The organism is Mesorhizobium sp. SARCC-RB16n (genome assembly GCF_008520305.1).
GTDB lineage: Bacteria > Pseudomonadota > Alphaproteobacteria > Rhizobiales > Rhizobiaceae > Mesorhizobium.
On the sequence record NZ_ML703256.1, the window covers coordinates 72,581 to 96,247 of the forward strand.

23 protein-coding genes are annotated in these 23,667 nt (G+C 64.6%); 4 read left to right on the forward strand and 19 right to left on the reverse strand.

Going from position 1 to position 23,667, the window contains the following annotated elements:
- Positions 1-45: 45 nt before the first annotated feature.
- Entirely contained in the window at positions 46-969 is a 924-nt protein-coding gene (locus C7I87_RS03785) for a LysR family transcriptional regulator (RefSeq protein ID WP_149902943.1), read from the reverse strand.
- A 136-nt stretch (positions 970-1,105) separates the two neighbouring features.
- Between C7I87_RS03785 and C7I87_RS03790 the strand changes: the two genes are divergently transcribed.
- Both C7I87_RS03790 and C7I87_RS03795 read left to right on the forward strand, forming a co-directional pair.
- Entirely contained in the window at positions 1,106-1,624 is a 519-nt protein-coding gene (locus C7I87_RS03790) for a cupin domain-containing protein (RefSeq protein ID WP_149902944.1), read from the forward strand.
- A gap of 16 nt (positions 1,625-1,640) precedes the next feature.
- Positions 1,641-2,567, forward strand: a complete 927-nt coding sequence (locus tag C7I87_RS03795) for an alpha/beta hydrolase fold domain-containing protein (RefSeq protein ID WP_149902945.1) — start codon at positions 1,641-1,643, stop codon at positions 2,565-2,567.
- A 15-nt stretch (positions 2,568-2,582) separates the two neighbouring features.
- On the opposite strand, the gene C7I87_RS03800 is transcribed toward C7I87_RS03795, so the two are convergent.
- Genes C7I87_RS03800 through flhA form a run of 3 tightly spaced genes read right to left on the reverse strand, consistent with a single transcriptional unit; the run spans position 2,583 to position 5,804 of the window.
- The gene (locus tag C7I87_RS03800) at positions 2,583-2,966 is read right to left on the reverse strand and encodes a hypothetical protein (protein WP_149902946.1); all 384 of its coding nucleotides are present in this window, start codon (positions 2,964-2,966) and stop codon (positions 2,583-2,585) included.
- Position 2,967: 1 nt separating this feature from the next.
- Positions 2,968-3,720 (reverse strand): flagellar biosynthetic protein FliR, encoded by a 753-nt coding sequence (gene fliR, locus C7I87_RS03805; RefSeq protein ID WP_149902947.1) that lies wholly within the window; start codon positions 3,718-3,720, stop codon positions 2,968-2,970.
- Positions 3,717-5,804 carry a flagellar biosynthesis protein FlhA gene (gene flhA, locus C7I87_RS03810; protein ID WP_127869888.1) on the reverse strand — a complete coding sequence of 696 codons (2,088 nt, stop codon included), beginning with the start codon at positions 5,802-5,804 and terminating at the stop codon, positions 3,717-3,719. Before flhA ends, fliR begins: the two co-directional genes overlap by 4 nt.
- Before the next feature lie 115 nt (positions 5,805-5,919).
- Here flhA and C7I87_RS03815 point away from each other — a divergent pair, with 115 nt between their 5' ends.
- The gene (locus C7I87_RS03815; protein WP_149902948.1) at positions 5,920-6,219 is read left to right on the forward strand and encodes a putative quinol monooxygenase; all 300 of its coding nucleotides are present in this window, start codon (positions 5,920-5,922) and stop codon (positions 6,217-6,219) included.
- A 213-nt stretch (positions 6,220-6,432) separates the two neighbouring features.
- Entirely contained in the window at positions 6,433-8,214 is a 1,782-nt protein-coding gene (locus tag C7I87_RS03820) for a chloride channel protein (RefSeq protein ID WP_149902949.1), read from the forward strand.
- A 24-nt stretch (positions 8,215-8,238) separates the two neighbouring features.
- Here C7I87_RS03820 and C7I87_RS03825 read toward each other — a convergent pair whose 3' ends face one another.
- The 15 genes from C7I87_RS03825 to C7I87_RS03895 all read right to left on the reverse strand — a co-directional run bounded on the left by C7I87_RS03825 (position 8,239) and on the right by C7I87_RS03895 (position 23,664).
- Positions 8,239-9,882, reverse strand: a complete 1,644-nt coding sequence (locus C7I87_RS03825) for an MFS transporter (protein WP_149902950.1) — start codon at positions 9,880-9,882, stop codon at positions 8,239-8,241.
- Positions 9,883-10,077: 195 nt separating this feature from the next.
- Complete coding sequence (gene asnB / locus C7I87_RS03830) at positions 10,078-12,024, reverse strand: asparagine synthase (glutamine-hydrolyzing) (RefSeq protein WP_188393720.1); 1,947 nt, start codon at positions 12,022-12,024, stop codon at positions 10,078-10,080.
- Between the two features lie 108 nt (positions 12,025-12,132).
- On the reverse strand, positions 12,133-12,399 hold the full coding sequence (fliQ, locus tag C7I87_RS03835) for a flagellar biosynthesis protein FliQ (protein WP_149902952.1): 267 nt from the start codon (positions 12,397-12,399) through the stop codon (positions 12,133-12,135).
- Positions 12,400-12,412: 13 nt separating this feature from the next.
- Positions 12,413-12,820, reverse strand: a complete 408-nt coding sequence (flgD, locus tag C7I87_RS03840; protein WP_149902953.1) for a flagellar hook assembly protein FlgD — start codon at positions 12,818-12,820, stop codon at positions 12,413-12,415.
- Positions 12,820-13,263 carry a flagellar biosynthesis repressor FlbT gene (flbT, locus tag C7I87_RS03845; protein WP_149902954.1) on the reverse strand — a complete coding sequence of 148 codons (444 nt, stop codon included), beginning with the start codon at positions 13,261-13,263 and terminating at the stop codon, positions 12,820-12,822. The genes flgD and flbT overlap by 1 nt, the downstream gene beginning before the upstream one ends.
- On the reverse strand, positions 13,260-13,607 hold the full coding sequence (flaF, locus tag C7I87_RS03850; protein ID WP_149902955.1) for a flagellar biosynthesis regulator FlaF: 348 nt from the start codon (positions 13,605-13,607) through the stop codon (positions 13,260-13,262). Before flaF ends, flbT begins: the two co-directional genes overlap by 4 nt.
- Before the next feature lie 32 nt (positions 13,608-13,639).
- Positions 13,640-14,683, reverse strand: a complete 1,044-nt coding sequence (locus C7I87_RS03855; protein WP_149902956.1) for a flagellar hook-associated family protein — start codon at positions 14,681-14,683, stop codon at positions 13,640-13,642.
- Positions 14,684-14,686: 3 nt separating this feature from the next.
- The gene (gene flgK / locus C7I87_RS03860) at positions 14,687-16,141 is read right to left on the reverse strand and encodes a flagellar hook-associated protein FlgK (RefSeq protein WP_149902957.1); all 1,455 of its coding nucleotides are present in this window, start codon (positions 16,139-16,141) and stop codon (positions 14,687-14,689) included.
- A 27-nt stretch (positions 16,142-16,168) separates the two neighbouring features.
- Positions 16,169-17,428: a flagellar hook protein FlgE gene (locus C7I87_RS03865; RefSeq protein ID WP_149902958.1), complete on the reverse strand. Its 1,260-nt coding sequence runs from the start codon at positions 17,426-17,428 to the stop codon at positions 16,169-16,171.
- A 79-nt stretch (positions 17,429-17,507) separates the two neighbouring features.
- Positions 17,508-18,176: a response regulator transcription factor gene (locus tag C7I87_RS03870; RefSeq protein WP_015315897.1), complete on the reverse strand. Its 669-nt coding sequence runs from the start codon at positions 18,174-18,176 to the stop codon at positions 17,508-17,510.
- A gap of 222 nt (positions 18,177-18,398) precedes the next feature.
- Positions 18,399-18,986, reverse strand: a complete 588-nt coding sequence (locus C7I87_RS03875) for a transglycosylase SLT domain-containing protein (protein WP_188393730.1) — start codon at positions 18,984-18,986, stop codon at positions 18,399-18,401.
- Positions 18,916-20,292 (reverse strand): flagellar hook-length control protein FliK, encoded by a 1,377-nt coding sequence (locus C7I87_RS03880; protein WP_149902959.1) that lies wholly within the window; start codon positions 20,290-20,292, stop codon positions 18,916-18,918. Before C7I87_RS03880 ends, C7I87_RS03875 begins: the two co-directional genes overlap by 71 nt.
- Positions 20,289-21,671, reverse strand: coding sequence for a chemotaxis protein MotC (locus C7I87_RS03885; protein ID WP_149902960.1), 1,383 nt, complete (start codon positions 21,669-21,671; stop codon positions 20,289-20,291). The genes C7I87_RS03880 and C7I87_RS03885 overlap by 4 nt, the downstream gene beginning before the upstream one ends.
- Positions 21,668-23,047: a MotB family protein gene (locus tag C7I87_RS03890; protein ID WP_149902961.1), complete on the reverse strand. Its 1,380-nt coding sequence runs from the start codon at positions 23,045-23,047 to the stop codon at positions 21,668-21,670. The genes C7I87_RS03885 and C7I87_RS03890 overlap by 4 nt, the downstream gene beginning before the upstream one ends.
- The gene (locus C7I87_RS03895) at positions 23,044-23,664 is read right to left on the reverse strand and encodes a hypothetical protein (protein WP_149902962.1); all 621 of its coding nucleotides are present in this window, start codon (positions 23,662-23,664) and stop codon (positions 23,044-23,046) included. The genes C7I87_RS03890 and C7I87_RS03895 overlap by 4 nt, the downstream gene beginning before the upstream one ends.
- Positions 23,665-23,667: the final 3 nt, after the last annotated feature.

Genomic DNA, 23,667 nt, shown 5'->3' on the forward strand with positions numbered 1-23,667 from the left:
GCCGGCACGAAACCGTGATTCCCGGTTTACCGCCGGACGATACCGTCAGGCTTCGGTCGGGAAGTCCGCTTGCCAATGTTCATCGGGCACGGTGACCTCGCGCATGAAATTCACGAAGGCGCGCACGCTGGCGGAGAGTTCGCGTTTGCTCGGGAAAAGGAGGTTGACCTCGACGGGCGCGATCGCCCAGTCCGGAAGCAGGCGCACCAGATGTCCCCGCGCGAAATCATCAATACAGAGATAGGTGGACAGCACGCCCATGCCGGCGCCGTTTCGCACAAGCTGATGAACGGTGAGCGCATCGTTGACGCTGACGCGGTTGTGCGCTTCGACCGTTGCCCGCTGGTCGCCTCTGTGGAAGTGCCAGCTACGCGTTCGGCCATCGCCGCGAGGCATTTCGATGCATTCATGCTCGGACAGATCGGCTGGCGTCAGCGGGGTGCCGCGCCGGTGCAGATAATCGGGCGAAGCGGTGAGGCAGCGGGGCACACTGCCCAGACGTGTCGCCACCAGCGCCGAATCCGGCAGCGGACCCATGCGGACGGCCACATCGACACGGTCGGCGACGAGATCGATGTCGCGGCTCGTCAGGTCGAGTGACACGTCGATCCGCGGAAAGCGGGTCAGGAATTCCGGCAGGTGGCGTGACAGGACGTTGATGCCGAAGCCAATGCCGGCGCTGATGCGCAACAATCCGCGCGGTTCGCCATTGAGGCTCTCGACAAAGGCCACCATTTCATCGATGCGCGACATCAGTTCGGTGCAGCGGCTCTGCAGCGCTTCGCCTGCCGCGGTCAGGATCACGGCACGGGTGGTGCGCTGGAACAGACGTGCACCCAGTCCCTGCTCCAGCCTGGCGATGTTGCGGCTGACCGTCGACTTCGGCAGGCCGAGCGCCCGGCCGGCCACGGAAAAGCTGCCGGCCGCCGCCACCCGCTCAAACACGCGAAGGTCGTTGAGATCGATCACGGCCGGACTGTTCCATCAGCGGGACAGTGAGTCCAGCCGATCGAACGGATTTTCACCGCTTCGTCATTAGCCAGAGATCGCGGGCTTGCTAGTGTCGCGAGGACATGATCCCCGCCACCCCGATTGGAGAGCGCCCATGCCTCAGTCCACAATCCCGGCAGACAACCTTGATCGCGAGCTATCGGTCGTCGATCCCGACGATCCATCCCTGTCGCATTTGGCAATTGTAGGGGACACATACACGGTGCTGCTTTCCGGCGCACAGACCGGGGGACGCTTCTGCCTGATCGACATGATGGTTCCCGATGGTGGCGGGCCTGGCCCGCACCGGCATGATTTCGAAGAAATGTTCCATCTGATCGAAGGCGAGATCGAGTTCACCTTTCGTGGCGAAAGGCGGGTGGCGAAGGCCGGCATGACGGTGAACATTCCCGCCAATGCCCCGCATTCCTTCAAGAATGTTTCGGGATCGGTTGTGCGCATGCTGTGCCTGTGCGCACCGGCTGGCCAGGAGGAGTTCTTTGCCAGGGTGGGCATGCCGGTTGAAAGCCGCACCGCCGCGGCGCCGGCGCTCAGCAAGGACGAGTTTGGCGCATTCCTTGCCAAGGCTGCTGCGCTCGCTCCGCAATTCCACACCGAATTGCTCAAGCCTTGATTTGACGAGGCAGGGCATGAGCATCGAAACGCACCCGGAATATCCTGATGACCGGGCAGTGATGTCGGCATTGCGCGAAATGCTGGCGACGCAGCCGACGCTGGAGTTCACGCCTGCGTCGCGGCCGGTCTTCGACGCGATGATGGAGCAGACCCCGGCAGCCGACGGTGTCAGCTTCGAGGCGGCGACCGTCGGTGGCGTGGCGGGCTGGTGGTGCCGGCCGGGGAGCGGCAAAGCGCACACTGCGATCCTTTATTTTCACGGCGGAGCCTATGTGCTGGGCTCCGCCTTCGGCCACCGCAACTTCGTCAGCCAGATCGTCAAGCGAACGGGCATAGCGGCCTTCCTCCCCGACTATCGCCTCGCGCCGGAACATGCATTTCCCGGCGCTGTCGACGACGCACGAAGTACATTTTCCGGGCTTTGCGACATGGGGTTCGAAACGATCGCGCTCGCCGGTGACTCGGCCGGCGGCGGCCTTGCGCTTTCGCTGCTGGCTTTGGAGACGATCCAAGCCAGGCAAGGGAAAGGCGTCGCACCGCGTTGCGCAGCTCTGATGTCACCGTGGACCGATCTGGCGCTGACAGGCGGTTCGATGATCACGCGCTCCGATGCCGACCCTCTGGTGAAGCGCGCGGAACTGAAAAAGGCGGCCGACCTCTATCTCAGGGGTAGCGTGGCGACCGATCCGCGTGCCTCTCCGCTCTATCAGGATCTCGCCGGCCTGCCGCCGCTTCTTGTGCATGTCGGCGAGGATGAGATCCTGCTTGACGATTCGCGTCGCGTGATCGAGGCGGCGACCGTTGCCCGTGGCGAAGCCGCACTCCATATCTGGGAGGGCATGACACACGTCTTTCCCTCCAACCTGTCGCAACTCCAAGCCGCGAACGAAGCTCTCGACATGGTGGGCTCCTTCATCCGCCGGCATTTCGAAACCGAATAGGCCCAATACCCGCAGCTATTCGTCGTTTCGCTTCTGCGCGATCAGGTCCAGCCGCTCGCGGTCGGAGCGTTCGCGTTCGTCGCGGTTGGCCACGTCCTTGTAAGCGCGCTCGACCATGTTGGTGCGGGCGGTAGCGGCGGCGATGAGGCTTGCTTCCTGCCGTGCGCTTTCCAGGCTCTCCTCCTGGCGCACGACGGCCTGGGCGATGCGTCGATGATAGAGATCGGGGAACAGGCTGGAGAGGGAATTGTCCTGGTCGAAATGGCCGATCAATTCGCGGGCTTCGGTCTCGGCGGCGTTTGCCGCGGCGACGAAGGTGGCGTGGCGGGTTTCGTGCAGGGCTTTCAGCTGCTCCTGCACCTTGACCAGTTTCCTCAGACGATCCTTGCGCGTACTCATGTCACCTCGCCAGCGTGAGGTCGACGAAGCCGTCGACGAACAGCGACAGCATGGTGCCGATGGCGAAATAGAAGATCAGCATGCCGCCGGCGATGACGAAGGGCTGGGAGATGAAATAGATCGGGATCTGCGGGGTCAGCTTGTTGACGAAGCCGATCGTCAGGTTGACGAGAATGGCATAGGCGACGAACGGGCTGCCGAGGCGGATGACCAGGAAGAACGTGTCCGACACGGTGTCGGTGATGTCGACCAGCGCTGCCTGCGGGTTGAAGAAGACGTTGACCGGCGCGACCGTGTAGGACGTCACCAGGGCGCGGACGATCTCGTGGTCGAAGTCGAAGACGAACAGCATCAGCAGCGCCGAGAACGAGATGATGGCGGCAAGGGCCGCCTGCGGTTCCGGCTCCTCGATCGCCGGTCCGCCGGAGCCGCCATAGCCGATCAGCATGGCGATGGCCGAGCCCATGAAGCGAAGCGCTTCCATGTAGAGCCTGGTCATGGCGCCGATCAGCCCGCCGACCAGCAATTCCGAGATGATCATCGGCACCAGGACCTGCGGGCGCGGATCGACGAAGGGAAAGATCTTGTCCCACAGGAAGGCGAGCAGGCCGCCGGTGGCGGCGACCGCCACGAACAGCCTGACCTGCACCGGGATCCTGGCGCTTGACAGGCCCGGCATCAGCATGAAGCAGGCGCCGATGCGGCAGAAGGCGAGGAACGCCGCGATGACGACGGCCTGCGAGAGAACGCTCACGATATAGTCCCGAGCACCCTGATCTCGACGCCCTTGGCGATTTCGACATGGGAGAGCACCGGCAGCGTGGTGAAAAGGCGCTCGATGATCATGCGCACATAGGGACGCGCGTCGGGCGCCGTGACCAGCACGAAGCGTTCGCCGGCTTCCAGATGTTTCTTGATCGCCTTGGTGGCGTCCTGGCCGAACTCCTCGAGCTGGCGCGGATCGATGTCGAACTCGCGCACCTCGCCCTTGGCGTCGCGTTTGAGGCTCTGGTGGAAGGCAAGGTCCCAGCGGTTTCCGAGGCGCAATACCTTGAGCACGCCACCTTCCGAGAGGTCGCCGCAGATCTGCTGGGCCATGCGGATGCGCACATGTTCGACGATCTGCTCGGTGCGGCGCACATGCGGCGCGATCTCGGCGATGGCCTCGATGATGAGATGCAGATTGCGGATCGAGACGCGTTCGGCAAGCAAAAGCTTCAGCACCGCCTGCAGGCCGGGATAGGAAATGTGGGTGGTGCAGATCTCGTCGGCGAGCTTGCGGTATTCCTGGTCCTGGCGCTCCAGCAGCGCCTTCATGTCCTTGTAGGAGAGGAGCTGCGGCAGGTTGTTGCGGATGACTTCCGAGAGATGCGTGAGCAGCACCGACATGTTGTCGGCGAACGTGAAGTTCTCGCGCTTCAGATCCTCGGCGAAGGTCTCCATGACGGAATAGGCGCGCATGCCGAAGGCGGGCTCGCGGATTTCCTCGCCGGGGATTTCGGGTATGTCGCGATTGCCCAGCAGCACCATGATCTCGCCGACGCGCATCGAATATTCGGCGACCACGGTGCCGTGCACCTTGATCTGATAACTTTTCGGCGGGATGGCGAAGTCGTCGGCGACGCGCACTTCCGGCACGACGAAGCCGTATTGCTGGGCGAATTTCTTGCGCATCTTGGACATGCGGAAGACCAGTTCCTGATGCGAGACCAGGAGCCGGGTCGAAAGCTGCTTGCCGATCAGGAGTTCGATTTCGGCGGTGGCGAGCGAGGCCTTGACCGAATTCTTTTCTTCCTCGGCCTTGGTCGCTTTTTCCTGGCTCTTCAGCGCCTCGGCCTCGGCGACTGCCCGGTTGTGACGCATCGGAATGACATAGCCGAGGCCGGCCATGCCGGCGGCGAGCGCGAAGAACGGGAACAGTGGCAGGCCGGGCATCAGGCCGAGCAGCACCAACAGCGCCGCCGCCACATAAAGAGCGCGCGGATGAGCGCCCAGCTGGCCGAACACGGCCTGGTTGGTCGAGCCGCGCGTGCCGCCCTTGGACACCAGCAGGCCGGCGGCCAGCGAGACGATCAGCGCCGGGATCTGGGTGACGAGACCGTCGCCGACAGACAGCTTGATGAACACGTCGGCGGCCTCGCCCATGCCCATGCCGTGCCTGATGTAGCCGATGGCTATGCCGCCGACGATGTTGATGGCGGTGATGATGAGGCCGGCGATGGCGTCGCCGCGCACGAATTTCGAGGCGCCGTCCATCGAGCCGAAAAAGGAGGATTCCTCTTCCAGTTCGCGGCGGCGCAGCTGCGCGGTCTTGTCGTCGATCATGCCGGCGGAGAGATCGGCGTCGATCGACATCTGCTTGCCGGGGATGGCGTCGAGGGTGAAGCGCGCGCCGACCTCGGCGATACGGGTGGCGCCCTTGGTGATGACGATGAAGTTCACCACGATCAGGATCATGAACACGATGAGGCCGATGACGAAGTCGCTGGCCATGACCAGCTTGGAGAAGCCGGCGATGACGTAGCCAGCGGCGTGCGTGCCCTCATTGCCATGCGACAGGATCATGCGCGTGGTGGCGATGTTGAGCGACAGGCGCAGCATGGTGGCGATGAGCAGCACGGTCGGGAACGAGGAGAAATCGAGTGGCCGCTGGATCCATAGCGCCACCATCAGGATCAGCACCGAAAGCGCGATCGAGAAGGCTAGCCCGATGTCGATGAGAAAGGCCGGGATCGGCAGGAACAGCACGGCCAGGATGATGACGATGCCGAGCGCGAAGAAGATGTCGCGGCCGTTCTTGGCCACCGCGCCGGGCTGGATGCTTTCGCTGATCGCCATTCTCGTCCTCGAACCACAGGGCTGCCGAGCATGCGACAGCCCGGCGAGGGTAGCTGGTCAAGCTTGCGCGAGGGTGGGAGAGTGGCCGGATGGACTCTCTCGCGAAGGACAATTCATGCTCCTGATAATCGGCACGATCCGCCTGCCGCCCGACAGGCTCGACGAGGCAAGGCCGGTGATGGAGCGCATGGTTCGAGCCAGCCGTGCCGAGGATGGCTGCCTTGAATATTCCTATGCGCAGGATGTGCTTGATCCCGGCTTGATCCGGGTCACCGAGGCATGGCGCGACAGGCTAGCACTCGATGCGCATTTCCGCTCGCCGCACATCGCCGAGTGGCGTTCAAGCTGGCCGGCACTTGGCATCGGCAAGCGCAATCTCCTGCTCTATGAAGCTGATGAGCCGATGCCGACCTGAGCGCTTCTTGGATGTCCACAAGCCAGGGACGGGTGCTCAGGGTCTGGCGATGTCCGCCGTCTGCTCTTGCCCAGCCGAGGCCGGCTGAGGTGCAATGAGCTGTTTCATGGCCACAATGCCGCCTTTCATGTCGGCATTGTGGTTGCCATGCCGTGTCGCCGGGCGTATCAGGCGGGCTTCCCATTGCCTTTCCGATATCGGCGAGCCGCTCCGGTGCTTTCCAGAAACGAACCGCAAGTCTACGCACGCCGGCTGCGCGCAGTGCTGATCAGATCGGTGCCGCTGCTCGAGGCCCGCGGCATTGCCGTGGTCATCCTGGCCGGGGCTGTCGGCGTCATGGCGGGCGTACTGGTCACTTCGATGAGCCAGATCGTGCAGGATCTGCATGGGTTGCTGTTCGGCGTTCAGCCCGGCGGCCGGCTTTCCGGCATGTTCTCGCTCGCCAATCCGATGCACGCGGTGATTCCGGCAATCGGCGGCATCCTGCTCGGGCTGAGCGTGATCTGGCTGAGAAAACGGAAATTCCGAACCCCTGTCGATCCGATCGAGGCCAACGCGCTCTATGGCGGGCGCATGTCGCTGACGGATACTTTCATCATCGTCTGTCAGACGATGATCTCCAGCGGCTTTGGCGCCTCGGTCGGTCTGGAGGCGGGCTATACGCAGGTCGGCTCCGGCGTGGCTTCGCGGCTGGCGCGGATATTCAAGCTGCGCCGCAACGACGTCCGCATCCTGGTCGGCTGCGGCGCGGCCGGCGCCATATCGGCCGCCTTCGATGCGCCGCTGACCGGCGCCTTCTACGGTTTCGAACTGGTCATAGGCATCTACTCGGTCGCCAATGTCGCGCCCGTGATGACCGCCGCGATCTCGGCCTCGCTGACGGCGGAAGTATTCGGCGGTGTCCCGTTCCCGCTGGAGCTTGCCGGCCTTCCTGCGCTGACGCCCAGCCAGTATGTGCCGTTCCTTGTGCTCGGCCTGCTCGGGGGTGCGGCCTCGATCGCCATCATGCAACTGGTGACGTTGATCGAGCGTGGTTTTAACCGGCTTTCGATCGATGCCTCGCTGCGGCCCGTCATTGGCGGCGTCATCGTCGGCTTGCTGGGACTGATCACGCCGCAGGTCCTGTCCAGCGGCCATGGCGCGCTGCACCGCGAGTTCGCCATGAATTACGGGCTGGCGGTGGTGGCGAGCGTCTTCGTGCTGAAGCTGGCGGCGTCCGCCATTTCGCTGGGCTCGGGTTTTCGCGGCGGCTTGTTCTTCGCTTCGCTGTTCCTCGGCGCGCTGCTTGGCAAGGCATTCGCGGGTGTGATGGCGCTCGTTTCGCCGGCGACCGGCATCGACCCCTCCGTCGCCGCCGTCGTCGGCATGACCTCGCTCGCCGTCGGCGTCGTCGGCGGTCCGCTGACCATGACCTTCCTGGCGCTGGAATCGACCCGCGACCTGACCCTCACCGGCGTGGTGCTGGCCGCTTCGATCATGGCGGCGATCCTGGTGCGCGAGACCTTCGGCTATTCGTTCTCGACCTGGCGTTTCCACCTGCGCGGCGAGACGATCCGCAGCGCCCACGATGTCGGCTGGATGCGCAGCCTGACCGTCGGCTCGATGATGCGCGAGGATATCAAGACCATCGATGCGTCGACGACGCTGGCCGCCTTCCGCGAGGAATTCCCGCTGGGGTCGGCCCAGCGCGTGATCGCCGTCGACCCGGGGGATGAATATGTCGGCATGCTGATCGTGGCCGAACTGCACAGCGATCCCTCCGGGGATGGCGTGCCGGTGCGCGATCTTGCCCAGTACAAGGATGCCGTGCTGGTGCCCAGCATGAACGTGCAGACCGCCGCCGAGACCTTCCAGCGCGCCGGCGCCGAGGAACTGGCCGTGGTCGAGGACTTCGCCGACCACATCGTGCTCGGGCTTCTGACCGAGGGCCATTTGATGCGGCGCTATGCCGAGGAACTCGAAAAAGCGCGCCGGGACCTGTCGGGCGAGGGGTAGGCGCGCCCGCGGTTTCCGAACTCGTCAGTGCTCGATCGGTCCCTTCGCCGGCACCAACGCCGTGCCGGCGGTTGTCGGGCGCTCGATCACGCGTCGCACGCGCGGCGGCTCGTCGCCCGAGTGCAGCGCCCGCAAGCGTTCGCCGACCATGGCGTCGGCATGGGTGATGCGGCCGTTATGCCTGACATATTCGAGCCAGGTCGGCGTGTGGTAATGCTCGATCCAGATCGACGGATTTTCGAGATCGCGCGCCAGCGTCCAGTTGCGGGCGCCGTCACGGCGGCGGATGCGGCCGCGCTCGGCCATGGTGGCGAGGAATTCCGCCTCGTCCTCGCGCCGGATCACATATTCGATCATGATGGCGATCGGACCGCTGCGCGGCTTGAGGTCGAGGGCGAGGTGCGGTTCCTTGAAGCGGTTCAGCGGATCGAGATTGAGCACCGGCTGCTGCGGTAGCGGCAGCACGAGGCCGATTGCGCCGCCGGCCAGCATGGCGATGGCCGCGGCGATCAGCGCCGTCTCGGCGCCATGCGCGTCGGCGACGACACCCCAGATCCAGCTGCCCAGCGCGATGCCGCCGAAGGTGGCGGTCTGGTAGACCGACAGAACCCGGCCGACCACCCAGCGCGGCGTCGCCATCTGCACGGTGACGTTGAAATGGGATAGCGCGATCACCCAGCAGGCACCGCCGACCAGCAGGCCGAGCGAGGTCTGCCAGGCATGTTGGCTGATGGCGGCGTTGAAGGCGCAGGCAGCGAAACCGGCGAAGGCGCAGCGCACCATTGTCTCGCTGGAGAGCAGCTGCCGCAGCCGCACGCTGATCAGCGCGCCGCCGACCGCGCCGATGCCGAAGGCGCCCAGCATGATGCCGTAGGTCAGCGCGTCGCCCTTGACGACGTCGCGCGCCACCAGCGGCAGCAGCGCCAGCACCGCGCCGGCACTGAAGCCAAAGGCCGCGCCCCTGACCAGCACCTTGCCGATGTTGGGCGACATGGCGACGTAACGCAGGCCCGCACCCATGGCGGCCCCCAATGACTCGCGCGGCAGGGTCGAGGCCGGTACATCCGGCCTCCAGCGCGCCAGCACTACGATGAGGCCGACATAGCTCACCGCGTTCGCCGCGAAGGCGGCGGCCGCGCCGGCGGCCGCGACGATGATGCCGCCGATCGCCGGGCCGACGCTGCGGGTCAGGTTGAAGCCCATGGAATTCAGCGCCACGGCGGCGGGCACCTTGTTGCGCGGAACGATGTCGCCGACGGAAGCCTGCCATGACGGGCTGTTGAGCGCCGTGCCGCTGTCGATCAGGAAGGTGAAGGCCAGCAGCGTCCACGGCGTGATCAGGTCCAGATAGGTGAACGCGGTCAGAAGCACCGAAACGACCAGCATGAAGGTCTGGGCGACCAGCATCACCTTGCGGCGGTCGAAGCTGTCGGCGATGGCGCCGGCGACAAGCGCGAACAGCATGATCGGCAAGGTGGTCGAAGCCTGGACCAGGGCGACCTGATAGGGCGAGGTGGCGATGGTGGTCATCATCCAGGCGGCGCCGACGCCCTGGATCAAGCCACCGAAATTGGAGACGAGGCTTGCCCCCCACACGGCGCGGAAGATGCCGTGCCGGAACGGCGCCAGCGCCGAGACGCTTTCGCTGTCCGGCTTTTCGTCGATCATGGGCGGGTTCCTGCCACGGCGTGCTGATCCTTGCGGTGATCCGTTTCCCCGCATGATTTGCCGAAACTATGGCATCGCGGCGCAAAGGGCGAATGCCTTGCAAGAAAGATCATGGTCCAACAAGGGGATAGCGAAGGGCCACACGCCTGGGCCGCATCGCAAAACCGCTGTGCCCCTTCGTACAGCGTGTCGTTTTCAGCGCGCCTCGGCCACGGCTGCATGCAGCGCCTCGGTCAGATGGCCGGTGGACTGGCCGCCTGCATGGAGACGAAGGAAAAGCTCCAATCCCACCAGCCGAAGCCTCGAGGCCTGGTCGCGTTTGGCCAGGTCGATCAGGTCCGTGACCGAAGATGCCGGCCACTTCATGGCATCGCGCAGAAAGCCGCCATGCAGCAGGGCCTCGGTGCCGTCGGTGAAGTTCGCGGATACCTGGAAGCCGTTCTTCCTGGCCATCACGTTCTGAAGCGGAATGTGTTTTTCCGCGACTTTCTTCAAAAGCCATTTTCCTTGCTTCCGGCGGTATTTGTGTCGCCGAGGCAGATGGATCGCGAAGTCGATCAGCCGGTTTTCGAGAAACGGCACCCTGAGTTCGACTGAGGCCGCCATGCTGAGCCGGTCATGCCGGTTCAGCAGATCTTGCAGATGCGAATACATGTCGTGAAGGCAGCATCCGAGGAAGGCTCGGTCGCCAGGCGGCGTCACCGGCTCCAGCCGGTCGAAGATCTTCGCCTGAAGGAAATTCAATTCCGGCGAAAGTGCCCTGAGCACGATGTTGCGATCCCAGGCACGGCCACCCGCGATCGACGTGCGGAACGGGGCATGACGCTGGCGCTCGAATTTGCGGGTCAGGTTGCGCTTCGAAAGGAACAGCCGCCTCGGCCAGGACCAGGGGCGCCACAATTTCATGCTGGCTTCCTGCCAATCGTAGCCGCCAAAGAGCTCGTCGGCGCCTTCACCGGTCAGCAGCACCTTGATGCCATCGGCCCGGCACTGCTCGGCGAGCGCGAGCAGGCAGACATGGCTTGCATGCCAGCCGTCGCTTTCCAGATGCCAGATGGTCTTCGGCCACAGGTCGAGGAACCGGTCCTTGTCGACCGGCACCCTGTTCAGCGGCACGTGGGCGTGGCTGGCGGTGCGCTCGGCGTCATCGGCCTCGCTGTGGCCGATACCGGGATCGACGACATAGGCCGTCATCTCCGGCCTGAACCGTTTGGCCAGCGTGGTGACGAGGCCGGAATCGACACCGCCGCTGCACGTGGCGGCCAGGCTGGTATCGGCGATGCAATGGAGCCCGACGCTGTCCGTGATCAGCGCTTCCAGCGTTGCCATGTGCTCGGCGTCGCTGGCTGTATCGCCAGCGATGCGGGCGGCGTCGAGCACATCGAGGACATGCCAGAAACAGCGCTTTTCAACGCCGGCGTCGCTGATCTTCCACAGGCCTGCCGGCGGCAGCCGCTCTATGCCCTGGAACAGGCTGGAACAGGAGTCACGGCTCTGCCAGGCAAGGCGCAAGGTGATCTCGCGCGCATCGATGGTCCGTGCGACGCCATCGCAGGCCAGGATCGCCTTGTCCTCGGAGGCGAACAGGATCCGCTCACCTGTTTCGGCCACCGACATCGGCTTGATGCCGAGACGGTCGCGCGTGAGCCAGAGGGCGCCGGCACGCGCGTCGAAATAGGCGATGGCGAACATGCCGTCGAACATCGGGATCGCCTTGTCCGGCCCCCAGTGGTGCAGCGCTTCGAGAACCACCTCGGTATCCGAGACCGTCCGGAACCGTCTGCCCTCGGCCTCCAGCGCGTTCCGCACCGAGCGATAATTGTAGACCTCGCCATTATAGACCAGCACGCCCTGACCACAGGCTGTGAGCATCGGCTCGCGTGCCTGCGCTGACAGATCGATGATCGAGAGCCGCCGGTGACCGAGCGCGAGCCGGCTGTCGTTCCAGCTGGCATGGTCGTCGGGCCCGCGGTGTGCCAGCGCCTGCATCATGCGGGTGACGTCGGCGATGTCACCGCCGCTGATCGGATCGCGTTTGCGCCAGACGCCGGCTATGCCGCACATGGCGAGCCGGCCGGTCTGGCCTGGGTCGGAGGTTTGGGAGACGTCATCGAGACAAATACCGCCATGTCGGGCCGACAATTTGCCGGATCGTGGACGGCACTCTAGCCGCAACGCGGCCGCCCGCAAGCTGCGTTCCATCCCGGCGCAATCTGGATGGAAGTCGCCGGGCACCCTTCCTGGAATCGTTCAGAAGCCGTTCTGGATGCGCTGGAAGATGACATTGGTGAAGGCCGATATCTGGCCGCCGATGAAGGGGCCCGTAAGCGCCACCACCAGCATGATAGCGACGATCTTGGGCACGAAGGTCAAGGTGATTTCCTGGACCTGTGTCAACGCCTGGATCAAGGCGATGCCGATGCCGACCGCCATGGCGACCAGCACCACCGGGGCGGACGCGGTCAGCACGGTCCACACCGCGTACTGGACGATGTCGAGAGCGTCGGCTTCGTTCATGTCAGCGGTTGGCCTAGCTCGCCGGCTTGATCGACACGCCCGCGCCGACGGGGACCTGGGTGCCATCCTGCAGCACAGCGATCAATCCGCTGCTGGCGAGCGTCACCGAAGCCACTATTCCGGTGGTCTTGCCGTCGGCCGACGTGATCGAGCGGCCGATGATCGCATCGGCCTGCGATAGCGCCGAGGACTGCATGATCTGGTCGAGCTTGGTGTTGGTCTGTACCGATTGCTCGACCTGCGAGAAGGTGGCGAGCTGGGCGACGTACTGCGTCGAATCCATCGGCTTGGTCGGATCCTGGTTCTTCATCTCGGCGATCAGAAGTTTCAGGAACGAGTTGTAGTCGACAGCGGTCTTGGCGGTCTGCGTGGTGGTCTGGTTGGCGCCGGCCGGTATCGTCGTCGTCATGTCCACGGTCATTAGTATCGTGCTCCCACGGCCAGCGGGCGCGCGGCGCCCGGAACGTCGTCATTGCCGCCAAGCGCGCGGCGTTCGAGAGGATAAAGCGAACGGATCGCCTTCAAGGCCTCGTAGATGTGATCCTCGCCGACCAAGCGGTCGATCTGTTTCAGCGCGTTGCCGATCTCGGCGTCTTCGAAACTTGCAATGAGCAGCGGCAGCGAGCGGCGGAACATCTCGCGTGCTTCATCGGCACCAGCAGGGTTCATCAGCATGACCTGCACGATGAAATAGAGCTGCCGCAACGGCGTCGACGCCTCGTCTACCTGGATCACATGGCTCTCGAGCAGGAACTGCACGTCGTTCATCAGCTCGACGGTGACCTTGCGGTCGACGCGGATGACCGCGCCGTTGATGTAGATCTTCTCGTTGGGCTTCAGCGATATCTTAAGCGTGTTGGTCATTGAATGCCGTCGCGGATGATCTGGGAGACCTCGATCAGCCCCTCGAAATTGTCGGTGCGGCCCTGGCGGACGTCCTCGGCCTCGCGCAGCAGCCACAGGCCGATCGAGATCAGGTTGGCGCGCAATTCCTTGGGGAGTGCATTGTCGCTGGAGCCAAGATCCTCGACGAAGGTGGTCCAGACGCGATTGGTGAAATGCAGCGCCTCCACCGCCTCCATCGATTGCTGGCCGGCCGCGGCGGCGGCCGACAGCATGTCGATCGAGCGGGTCAGGAGCTCCCGCTCACGGTCCTTGGCGTCCGTAACGGAGGTGCTTTGGACGTCGGCGTAGGAGAATTGGTACATCGTTGGCTCTACCGTTCCGATTCAGAGTGCTTTCAGGTCAGGTAATTCAGCAGGCTGAGTTGCTGCAGGCGCGCCGTCAGAGCAAAGGACGTCTCGATATGCTGCGTCAAGTCGGCGACGCGGGTCGCGGCTTCCGCCGGATCGACGGCCTCGAGATCGAGGATGTGGCGCTCGAACAGGTCGACCTGCGTCTTCATGCGGTCGCTGGCGTCGGAGACCCGCTTCTGAACGATGCCGGTTTCGGACTGGACTTGGCCGATGCCACTCAGCGCCTCGCCGACCAGCAACTGGGAACGGCTGACAATCTTGTCTTTCGCCGCCTGGCTTATGTTGGTGGACATCAGGCTCGAAACCATTGCCGCCGCCATCGCGAGCTTCCTGATACCATCGCTGTTGGCGCTGGTCGAGGTCGCGGTGGTTTCGTTGAGCGCAATGCGGCTGACGATCTGCTGGTCGGTGGCATTCGACATATTGGTTTGCCAGCCGGCGCCGAGGAACTGCGGCGTGACATCGTTGGTGATGAAGTCGTCCATCTGGGCGGCGGTGATGTTGGCGGCCGCCGGATCATCGGGCGTAAAGCCGAATTTGGCGACGAAGGAGGCATCGAAGGCAGCCTTGGCCGGCGAGCCGGCGGCCGTGAAATCGTTGATCGGCTTGACGTCGGTGTTGGTGCCGGCAAACAGATATTCGCCGTTGACGCTCGTGTTGAGGATCGAGGCAAGCTGCTGGATCGCCGTCTGGCCGGTCGATTGGGTCAGGCTGTCGGAGTTGTCGCCCGACGATGCGGTGGTCAGGCTGGACAGGAAAGTCTGCGCAACGCCGGAGAGCTGGCCGAGCGAAGTCTGGGTCGACGAAAGCCGGGCGGCGACCAGCCCGTTGGAATCGATGACCACGTTGAGCCGGTCGAGGTCACGCGAGAAGGTGACCGACTGGGCCGTGCGGCCGCCGAGCGCCAGGCCGACATCGGCGACTTTGCCGGTCGAGGATTCCTTGGTGGCTTTGACGAGGTCCGCCTGCATGCGCATCTGTTGGTAGCGCATGGCGTTGGAGAGGGCGGCCGAGGAGACTGAGGTCATGGATTATCCCACCGCGTTCAACAGGGCCGTCATCATGTCGTCGACGGTCTTCATCATCCGGGCCGACGCCTGATAGGTGTGCTCGAGGTCGAGCATCAGCGACATTTCCTGGTCGACATTGACGCCGGTCGCATTGGACAGCGCCTCGGCGCTGCGTTGTGCCAGCGCCTCCTTGGCATTCGATGCGGTCGAGGCCTGCTGGCGCATGCCCTGGAGCCAGCCGATCGAATTGGCGGCGTAGTCGGAAACGCTGGATGTCGCCGAAATCCCGGCGGCGGAATCGAATGTCATCGGCTGGTCGAGCCGGTCGCCATAGGCAACCAGGAGGCTGGAATAGGACGCGCCGCCGCTGGTGTTGGCGACGTAGGCCGCGCCGTTGGCGCCGCCGTCGCGCAGCAATGTCGGATTGCCGCCAGCGCTTGGATCCATCGCCGCATTGATGCTGATCGAACCGGCCAGGCCGTTGACCAGCGTGCCCGCGGCCGGCACGGCCGGCGCTCCGGACCAGGTGAAGAGGCCGGCGGCGTTGGGCATCGAGGGCGCGGTCTCGGCAAAGGCCGTGATCAGGCCGCGCGCGGTCTCGTCGAGCTGGCTTTGCATGGTCGAGGCGACGTCGTCGCGCAGTAGCAGCAGGCCGGCAAGCTTGCCGCTGGCGCTGGTGTTGCCGCTGGCTCCCGCCGAGACGGGGACGTTGTCGATATAGACGGTGTTGCCGGCGGCTCCGGCGGCATAGCCGGCGGACGGCGTGAAGCTCACCGTGCGCGGTATGGTCTCGAACAATGTGGTGCCGTCACCCGTGGTGATGACCATGTCATTGTCGCCGCGCGTGAAGGTCGAGACCGGCACATAGTCGGCGATCTTCTTCAGCAGTGCATCGCGCTGATCGAGCGCGTCCGAAACGTCGGTGCCGGAACGGGTTCCGGAAATGACGGCCTGGTTGGCGTCCTGGAACTGGCTGAGCAGCGAGTTCAGATCCTTGACCGCCGTGTCGATCTGACCGTCGGTCTGGGTGCGGAAAGCCTGAATGGCCTGGGAGCCTTCATTGAGCGAGCGCACGACCTGCCTGGCGGCGTCGATGACCGTGGAGCCGAGATTCTGGTTGGACGGCGAGGTGGCGTAGAGCTGCAGCTGCTGCTGCAGGTTGGCGATGGCGGTCGAGGGCGAAGACGCATTGTCGACGCCGTTGACCGCCACATCCAGCTGATCCATGCCGCTGTAGAGCGCGTTCTGGCCGCTATAGGCCGACAGTGCGCCAAGGTTCTGGCGAAACAGCAGGTCGTTGGTCACCCGCTGGATATCGACCACCCGGGCGCCCGGCGTCGTACTGCTGACGACGGCGATCCGGCGCGTGTAGTCCGAATTGGAGGCGTCCGAGACGTTGCGCGAGACAACACTGGTCTGCCGCGAGGTAGCCAGAAGCGCCGATTGGGCGATGCTCAGTGCGGAGGAAAGCGACATGCTGGTCTTTCACGGGCAAAGCCCGGTTTATCTCTTCAGGTTGACAAGGACGTCCATCAGATCGGAACCGGTCTGGAAGACTTTCGAATTGGCGGTGTAACTGCGCTGGGCCGCGATCATGTCGGTCAATTCCTCGGCGATATCGACGTTGGAATTTTCGAGCGCGCCGGAAATGATCGAGCCAAGCTTGCCTTCATTGGCAAAGCCGACACGGATCGCACCGGAGTCGGTGCCTTGCGCATAGACGTTGCCCGGCAGCGCCTTGAGCTGGTCGGGGCTTTGCACGTCGGCCAGCGGAATTTTATAGAGCGGCTTGGAAGTGCCGTCCTTGTACTGGGCGTAGATGGTGCCGTCCTTGCTGATCTGCACCTTGTCGATGGTGCTCGGCGCGTTGCCGTTGACCTGGGCGTCGGTGACGGTGAAGCCGGTGCCGAGCTGGGTCAGCTTCGAAAGATCGAGGTCGAGGCTGGCGCCGCCCGGCACGGTGAATGAAACGTCGGTGGGGGCGCCGGTAAGCTTGCCGGTAGTGGTATCGAAGGTCAGGTTGGCCGTGCCCAGTGCACCGCCGGCAGCGTAGGGGAAGCCAGTTCCGGCCGTTGCCTTCGATTGGTCGAAGACCGCCACCTCCCAGGTGCCGGCACCGGTGTTGGTGAAATAGACGTCGAGCAGCTTCTTGTTGCCGAGATTGTCATAGGCGACCATCGACGATTTCGAAGTATACTGCGCGCCCGCCGAGTTCGTGCTGGGCAGGTTGCCGGCAGCGACCGGTGTCGCACCTGCCGGCAGATTGCCGCTGAAATTACCCTGGGTGCTCGGCGTTGCGGTCAGTCCCTGGTCGGAGATGACAACCGGCTCGAGGCCTTCGAAGCCGTTCACCGTCGCTGCCGGCGTGCCATTGGCGTAGCTGTAGGCCATCAGCTGGAAACCGGCGGCATTGACCAGCCGGCCCTGTGCATCGGGAACGAAGGCGCCGGCGCGGGTCAGGAAAGGCGTGCCGCTCGGATCCTGCACGACGAAGAATCCGTCGCCGCTGACGGCAAGGTCGGAGACCGAGGTCGTGTATTGAAGCACGCCCGGATCGCTCACCGCCTGGCGGATCGTGGTGGTGACGCCGCCGGAATTATAGGCGCCGCCGGTCGACGGCATGATCAGCGTCGAGAATTCGGCCGAGGACCGCTTGTAGCCGGTGGTGTCGGAGTTGGCGATGTTGTCGGCTGTCGTCGACAGGCGGTTTGCCTGGGCGTTCATGCCGGAAACGCCGGTCCGCATCATTCCGTAGAGGCTCATCGAGATGTCTCCGCAATATCCATGCCACTGGCTTCGAGGCTACGCGTCCTGTCTTGCGCGAGGCTGGCGCGGTGCCGCATCAGAACACGAGCCGGTAGCCGAGGAAGCGCTTGGAATCGATCGGGTCGGTGCCCAGCTTTTCGCGCAGTTTCTTGCGCAACTTGCTGATGTGGCTTTCCACCACGTTCTCCTCGACCTCTTCGTCGAAGATGCCGTAGATGGCGTTGAACACCTGGGTCTTGGTGACGCGGCGGCCGCGATTGCTCGCCAGATATTCCAGGATACGGCGCTCGCGGCGCGGCAAGGGCAGCGGCTGGCCGTCGATCTCGGGATCGCGGCCGTCCATGAAGATGCGCATGGCGCCGATCTCGGTATAGGCGACGTCCTCGCTGGCGCGTCGGCGGATGGCGGTGATCCGAGCCAGGATTTCGCGGATGTGCACCGGCTTGCGGATGACGTCGTCGACCCCGCTCTCGAACAACCTGAGCGTGTTTTCCAGCGAATGCTGCTCACTGAGCGCAATGACCGGAGCTCCGGTGCGGTCGCGGATCTGGCGCGGCGAGATAGCGCCGTCACGACAGTCGCCGATCAAGAAGGCCCGTACCGAGCGCAGATCGGTGTCGGCGGCCGAGTTGACCCACTCGCCGAATTCGCCCGGCGCGAAACCGGCGCAGGCGATCCCCTCGCGGTCAAAAAGTGAATTATAGCCCTCAGTTACGAGCTCTCGCTCGTCAACGATAACGATCATCGGCCCCGCCTCCGAATCAGCACATTTGCCCCGTGGGGAAAGGCGTATCCGCTGCCGGGAATCCTGAACAACCGTCATTTCTTGTAACTAGTTTCTTGGGAGTCAGGAATCGTATCGGTTGCATTAGCGTGCAGCCAGATATGCTTGCGGGTGAAAGTCTTGACCAAGTCGTACCGGCCGCTTCGCAGCCAGGGTCTGACGTATTAGAAGCAGAAAATGCGCTTAAGGGTTGCAGAAGCCGCGAGCATTCGCGGTCCATTTGCCAAAGCCGGTGGCGACCATGTTGGCGATCACCCTGCAGACGTAGACCTTCTGCGCCGGATCGTTGTCGGGACCCGCATGATAGCGGGCGACGGCCATCGACCAGGTCTCGTGGCGAGCATGCAGGCTGGCAAGGAAGCGTGCCGCGTAGTCGACGTTCTGGCGTGGGTCCAGCATGTCCTCAACGCTGCGGAAATGCGAGGCATGGTAGTGATGGTTGATCTGCATGCAGCCGAGGTCGATCAGCGTCTTGCCCTCGCGCTGGGCGTTGGCGAAGGCGGCAAGCGCTTCGATCCGACTTCTCGGGAAGACTGCTTTTCCCTCTATATTCAAGGCGTTGGGCTGAAGACTGCCTTTGTTGCCGGTTTCCGTCAACCCGACGGCGTAGAGGATGCCGGCGGGCACGCCATAGCGGTCGGCGGCGCGCAGGATCTCGGGTTCGCAAGGATTGGTGGCGGCGCCGGCGCTGCTCGCGAGACTAGATAAATATATCGCCGCCAGCGCGCTCGCGAGAAGGCGAAGCGGCGCGGCCGTGTGCTTGCGCATCATCATGGCTACCCCTTGCGGATTGCTGACCCGACTGCTGGCCGCCGGCTCCGCCATTGCCGCCGCCCGAATTTCCGGGTTGAAAGGAGGATGGATCGCGGCCGGGTGCTGCGCTGACGGAAGCGGTTGTATCCGTCCGGGTTGTAGAGGGAACTGCTACCGAGGGTTGCAGAATGGTGACCTTGTCGACCTCGAAGCCGAGCCCGCGCAGCGACTTCACGATCGCCTCGCTGTCGCTGGAAAGCCGGCGATAGGCATCGTGTGTTTCTGGTTTCAACTCAATCGACAGTTGTTCTCCCGAGAGCCGAAGATGGGCCGTGACCATGCCCAGTTCGGCCGGGTGAAGTTCGATCTTCAACACATGTGTCGGAACGGCAACAGAGCCCGTCAACTGAGCGGTCGCGGAAGCCGTGGAAAGCGCCTGGTTCGGACCGCCATCGGCTGAAATGGCGCCGATCACGTTGAGGGCTGCCTGGCTCATCGGCGCCTGCGGCGGCGCAGGAAAGCTGCGTTCGGAAACCACGTCGATGCGTGCCGTCGTCGACTGCTGTTTTCCCGGCTCGGACCGCAATGAGGACTGAAGGTCGGCGACGGATTTCAGCTGCGGCGGCGCTTGTTTCGTCTCCACGCCCGGCACCTCTATTGGCGCCTCGGGCAGGGGGCCGGCCGCGATCGTATTGTCGTGTCTTGGCGCGCCTGCCGCATCGCGGACGAGCTGACCGTCTAGTTTCGTCAGCGGCCCGTCGACGAGCGATACGCGCTCAGGCTTGGACATGGGTTCGAGACCGTCACTCCCGGCGGCGGATTTCTGTCGATAGACCTTCGACGGAAGCTGCCCAATGACAGCCGCGCCCTGTCCTGTTTCGCTCGCGGTCGAGTCGGCCGACTTGGCCGATGTCGAGAAATGCCGCAGGTCATGAAACGCCATCAGCAGCGGCAGATGCCCGTCGAGCGGCGGTGCGCCCGATTCGGCGGCCTGCGCGTCGGCATCGGCATCCTCCGTCCCGGCGTCCTTGCCGTCCTTCATGGATTTCGCGGCAGGCGATCCGGTCGGCGTGGTCCTTGCCTTCCAGGCGGGCATCGGTTCATCCTCGCCAGCGTTTGCCGCAAGGCCAGCGGCAAGCCTGCTCCAACGCGGATCGCGAGAGCTTGCCTCGGCCGGTGGCTGCTTTTCCGAATTGGCAGGGCTCGGGCTGCCATGCACCATCTTGCCGAAACCGGTGTCGTCATTCTTTCCGGGCGCGGCCGGCTGCTCGGCCGTGCGCGCGGCTGTAACTCCTGGCAGGGCCGGGCCGAGGCTGGGGGTCATTTCGGGGCGGCTCCAAGCATCTGGTCGATCAGGTCGAGCTGTCGACGGGTTTTTGTCACGGCGGCGTCGGTCGGGTCTGTCGTGTCGGTGCCGGACGAGGTCGCTGGCGCCAATGCCGGCAGGACGGTTGCCGCGTCGGTTGCGGTTACGGTTGCGGGCGCGGGTGCGCTCGGCGCAGCCGGCGCCGCGTCCAGGGATGGCGCAACGGCCGGCTGTTCGGAGACGGCGCCCTCGACAGGCGGCAATCCGGCGGCATCGGTGGTCGACGCGGCCGCAAGCTCGGGTCCGGGCGATGGCACGACCGACGCGGGCGTCAGATTTGCGGCCGGAACTGAGGCAGGCGGCGCCACCACTTCGCCGGCGATGGCCTTGGCCGCGTCGAGCAAGGCGCGGTCGCCGTCCGACAATTTGCTGCGGTCGATCTTGCCCAGTTTGGCGCGCACGTCGTCGATGGTATCGGAGGTCACCGTGGACAGGCTGGAATAGAGCAGGGCGCGCGGATCGCCCTGATTGGTGTTGCCGTCGCGACCCTGTTCGGCGCGTGCCGATGCGAAGGCCGACAAGTCGCTCATGCCGTCGATCGCGGCACGGCGAGCGATGCGCAGATAGATGACCTTCTCGCGCTCGGGATCCATCATCGAGGTGATGTCGGCAAGCTTGTCCTGGCTAATCGACATATGCAGTGCGATGACGCCGGAGACGAAGGAATCGGCGAACTGGCTGGCATAGGGCGAATAGAGATAGCGCTCGACATACTGGGTGGAGGCAAGCGCGAACCGTGCCGCGTCGCCTTGCGTCACGGCAATGCCCACCGAGCGCCGCAGGGCTGCTTCCTCGACCAGAGTTCCGGGGCTGAGGAGCCTGGCCTCGTCGAGCAGCGTGAGCGCGGCCGCCGGCTGATCCGTAGCAAGCAGTGACCCTTTGACCAAAGCGAGGAACGCGCCGAGGTCGCCTGGCAGGGCCATCGGGTCGATCGGCCTCAGGGCTTCGATCGCCTCGCCGGGCCGGCCGTTCAGATAGTCGATCACACCTTTGGCTATGGCAAGGTTCCGCGGATCGGAGGCGGCCCGCGATACGGCCGCCTCGACGGTTACCGGATTGCCGCCGCTCATGCCGTAGACCAGGAGCGCGCGAAAATTCTTGGGGTCCTTGAAATCCTCGGCATCCGCCGCGCGCAACCGCGCATCGGTCATCTCGAGCAGCTTGGCCTGCATCGGCATCGCGGCGTGATCGCCGGCCGCGATGCGGTCCTGGACAAGCTGCAACGAGCGCACCAGCTGGTAAGGCTGCAGCGTGTCCTGAGCGAGGCCCGCCGACGGATACGCCGCGGCCAGCAAAAACAGGCCCGTCAGGCGGCTGGTCAGCGCCGCCCGCTTCATCCGCCGGTCGCCATCAGGATCTCGATGCGGCGGTTGGCCGCCGACATCGGGTCGGCTGGATCCTTGGGGTGGCGATCCGCGAAGCCGGCAACCTCGGTGATGCGGCGTTCATCGACGCCGCCACGCACGAGCATGTAATAGGCCGAGTGCGCGCGCGCCGTCGACAGCCGCCAATTGTCGTAGCTGGCGTTGCGAAAAGGGCGCGCATCGGTGTGGCCGTTGATGCTGATGGTGCCTTTCTGGCTGTTGACGATGCGGCCGATCTTTTCCATCGCCAGCACCAGCTCACGGCTCGGCACCGCCGACCCGACCTCGAACATGCCGAAGTCGAGCTGATCGGTGATGGAGATGACGACACCCTTGTCGGTGGCTTCGACCGAGACACCGTCATGCAGCTTGTCACCGGGCCTGAAGGCATCGGCGAGCTGCTGCTTGACGTTGGCCGCCGCCTTCACCGCGGCGGCGGTCGGAGCCTTGTCCGCAACCTCGGGTTTTTCGGCATCCTGCTTCGCGGCGGCCGTGCCAGCCTTGGCCGTATCCGCCGCCTCGCCGCCTCCAGCCTTGGCGTTGCCCGCCTTGGCATCCCAGGCCTTGGCATCGCCAGTCTTGACCATCGTCGCTGCGGCGTCCTTCGCATCCCCGGCCAGGGGCTCGAGCGGTGCGTCCTTGACGGGCGGCGCCGGCGGCACGGCCTTGACCTTGGCGACCTGTGTCTCGGCCGCCTTGTCGCCGGACTTGAGCGGGTCGCCCTCGATCCTGGGACGCTGGGCACTTGCCTCGGCTCCAGGCGCGGCGACCTGCTGCGACCAGAAGTCTGGCTCGAAGGGATCGCGGTAGGACGCGCCGCCCGAGGCCCCCGTCGCCGGGCCGGAGTTCTGCGCGCCGCCATCGCCCTTCTGGCTGACATTCTGCATGACACCGGTATCGGTGGCGATCTCCGAGAGCACCGCATAGGGGTCGGCGAAGAGATGCTCGTCGGACTGTTGCGACTGCGGCGCCTCCTGCTTGTCCTGCTTACGGTTGGATGAGCCCGCGGCGCCGATGCCGTCCTGTCCGGCCTTGGTTGTCGCTTCCTGCGGGTCGTCGGCCGTCAGCCCGACCGCGCGCGGCCCATTGCCAAGATCCTCGAGGCCCTTGCGGCTCGACTCACGGTCGACCAGCTTGACGGGGTTGAAATAGCTGGCGACGGCCGCCTTGGTCTGTTCGTTGGCGGCATTAATCAGCCACATGACCAGGAAGAAGCACATCATCGCGGTCATGAAGTCGGCGAAGGCGATCTTCCAGACGCCGCCATGATGACCTTCGTCGTGGTCGTCATGCCCGCGCCGCACGATGATGATCTCGTGCCTGCCATGATCGGCATCGGCGACACTCATGACAGGACCTCGGAAAGTGTCGCCGACCATTCGGCCATGCGTGTCTCGAACACAGCCTCGTCGATGGTGACTGTCAGGTCGAAGCCGGGCGCCTCGGTGAAGTCGAGATTTTCGGCGCGCGGCCCAAGCGATGCCTTCAGCATTTCGAACAGGGAGAGCGGCCCGCGGACGGCGATGCGCACTGCTTCGCCATCGCTGACTGCTTCGCGGACGGCTCTGGCGAGCGCTTCAAGCGAACGCTTCTGCAGATCATCGCTGACGACGCCGCCGATGATGCGGGCGACCGTGGCTGCGACAAGATCCGTCACGCGCGCCTCCATGGCGTCGATGCGCAACGAGACCGCCCTGCCGACATCGCCGCCGAAGCTTTCGAGGAAAGCCCTAGCTTGCTCGGCATTCGCCTGGCGTTCCGCTTCCAGCGCTGCGTCATGGGCGGCGGCAAGCCGTTCGCCGAGCGTTGCCTCCGCCTGGGCAACCGCTTCGGCGATCAGCGTGCCGATATCAGCTTGGGGCGCGGGTGCTTCCGGCTTATGCTCGGCCGCGGCCTGGGGCTGGCTGGCGCGTGGCGTGCGCGTGCCGAAATCCGGGAGAAGATCGAAGAGGGCTGCAGAGGGCATGGT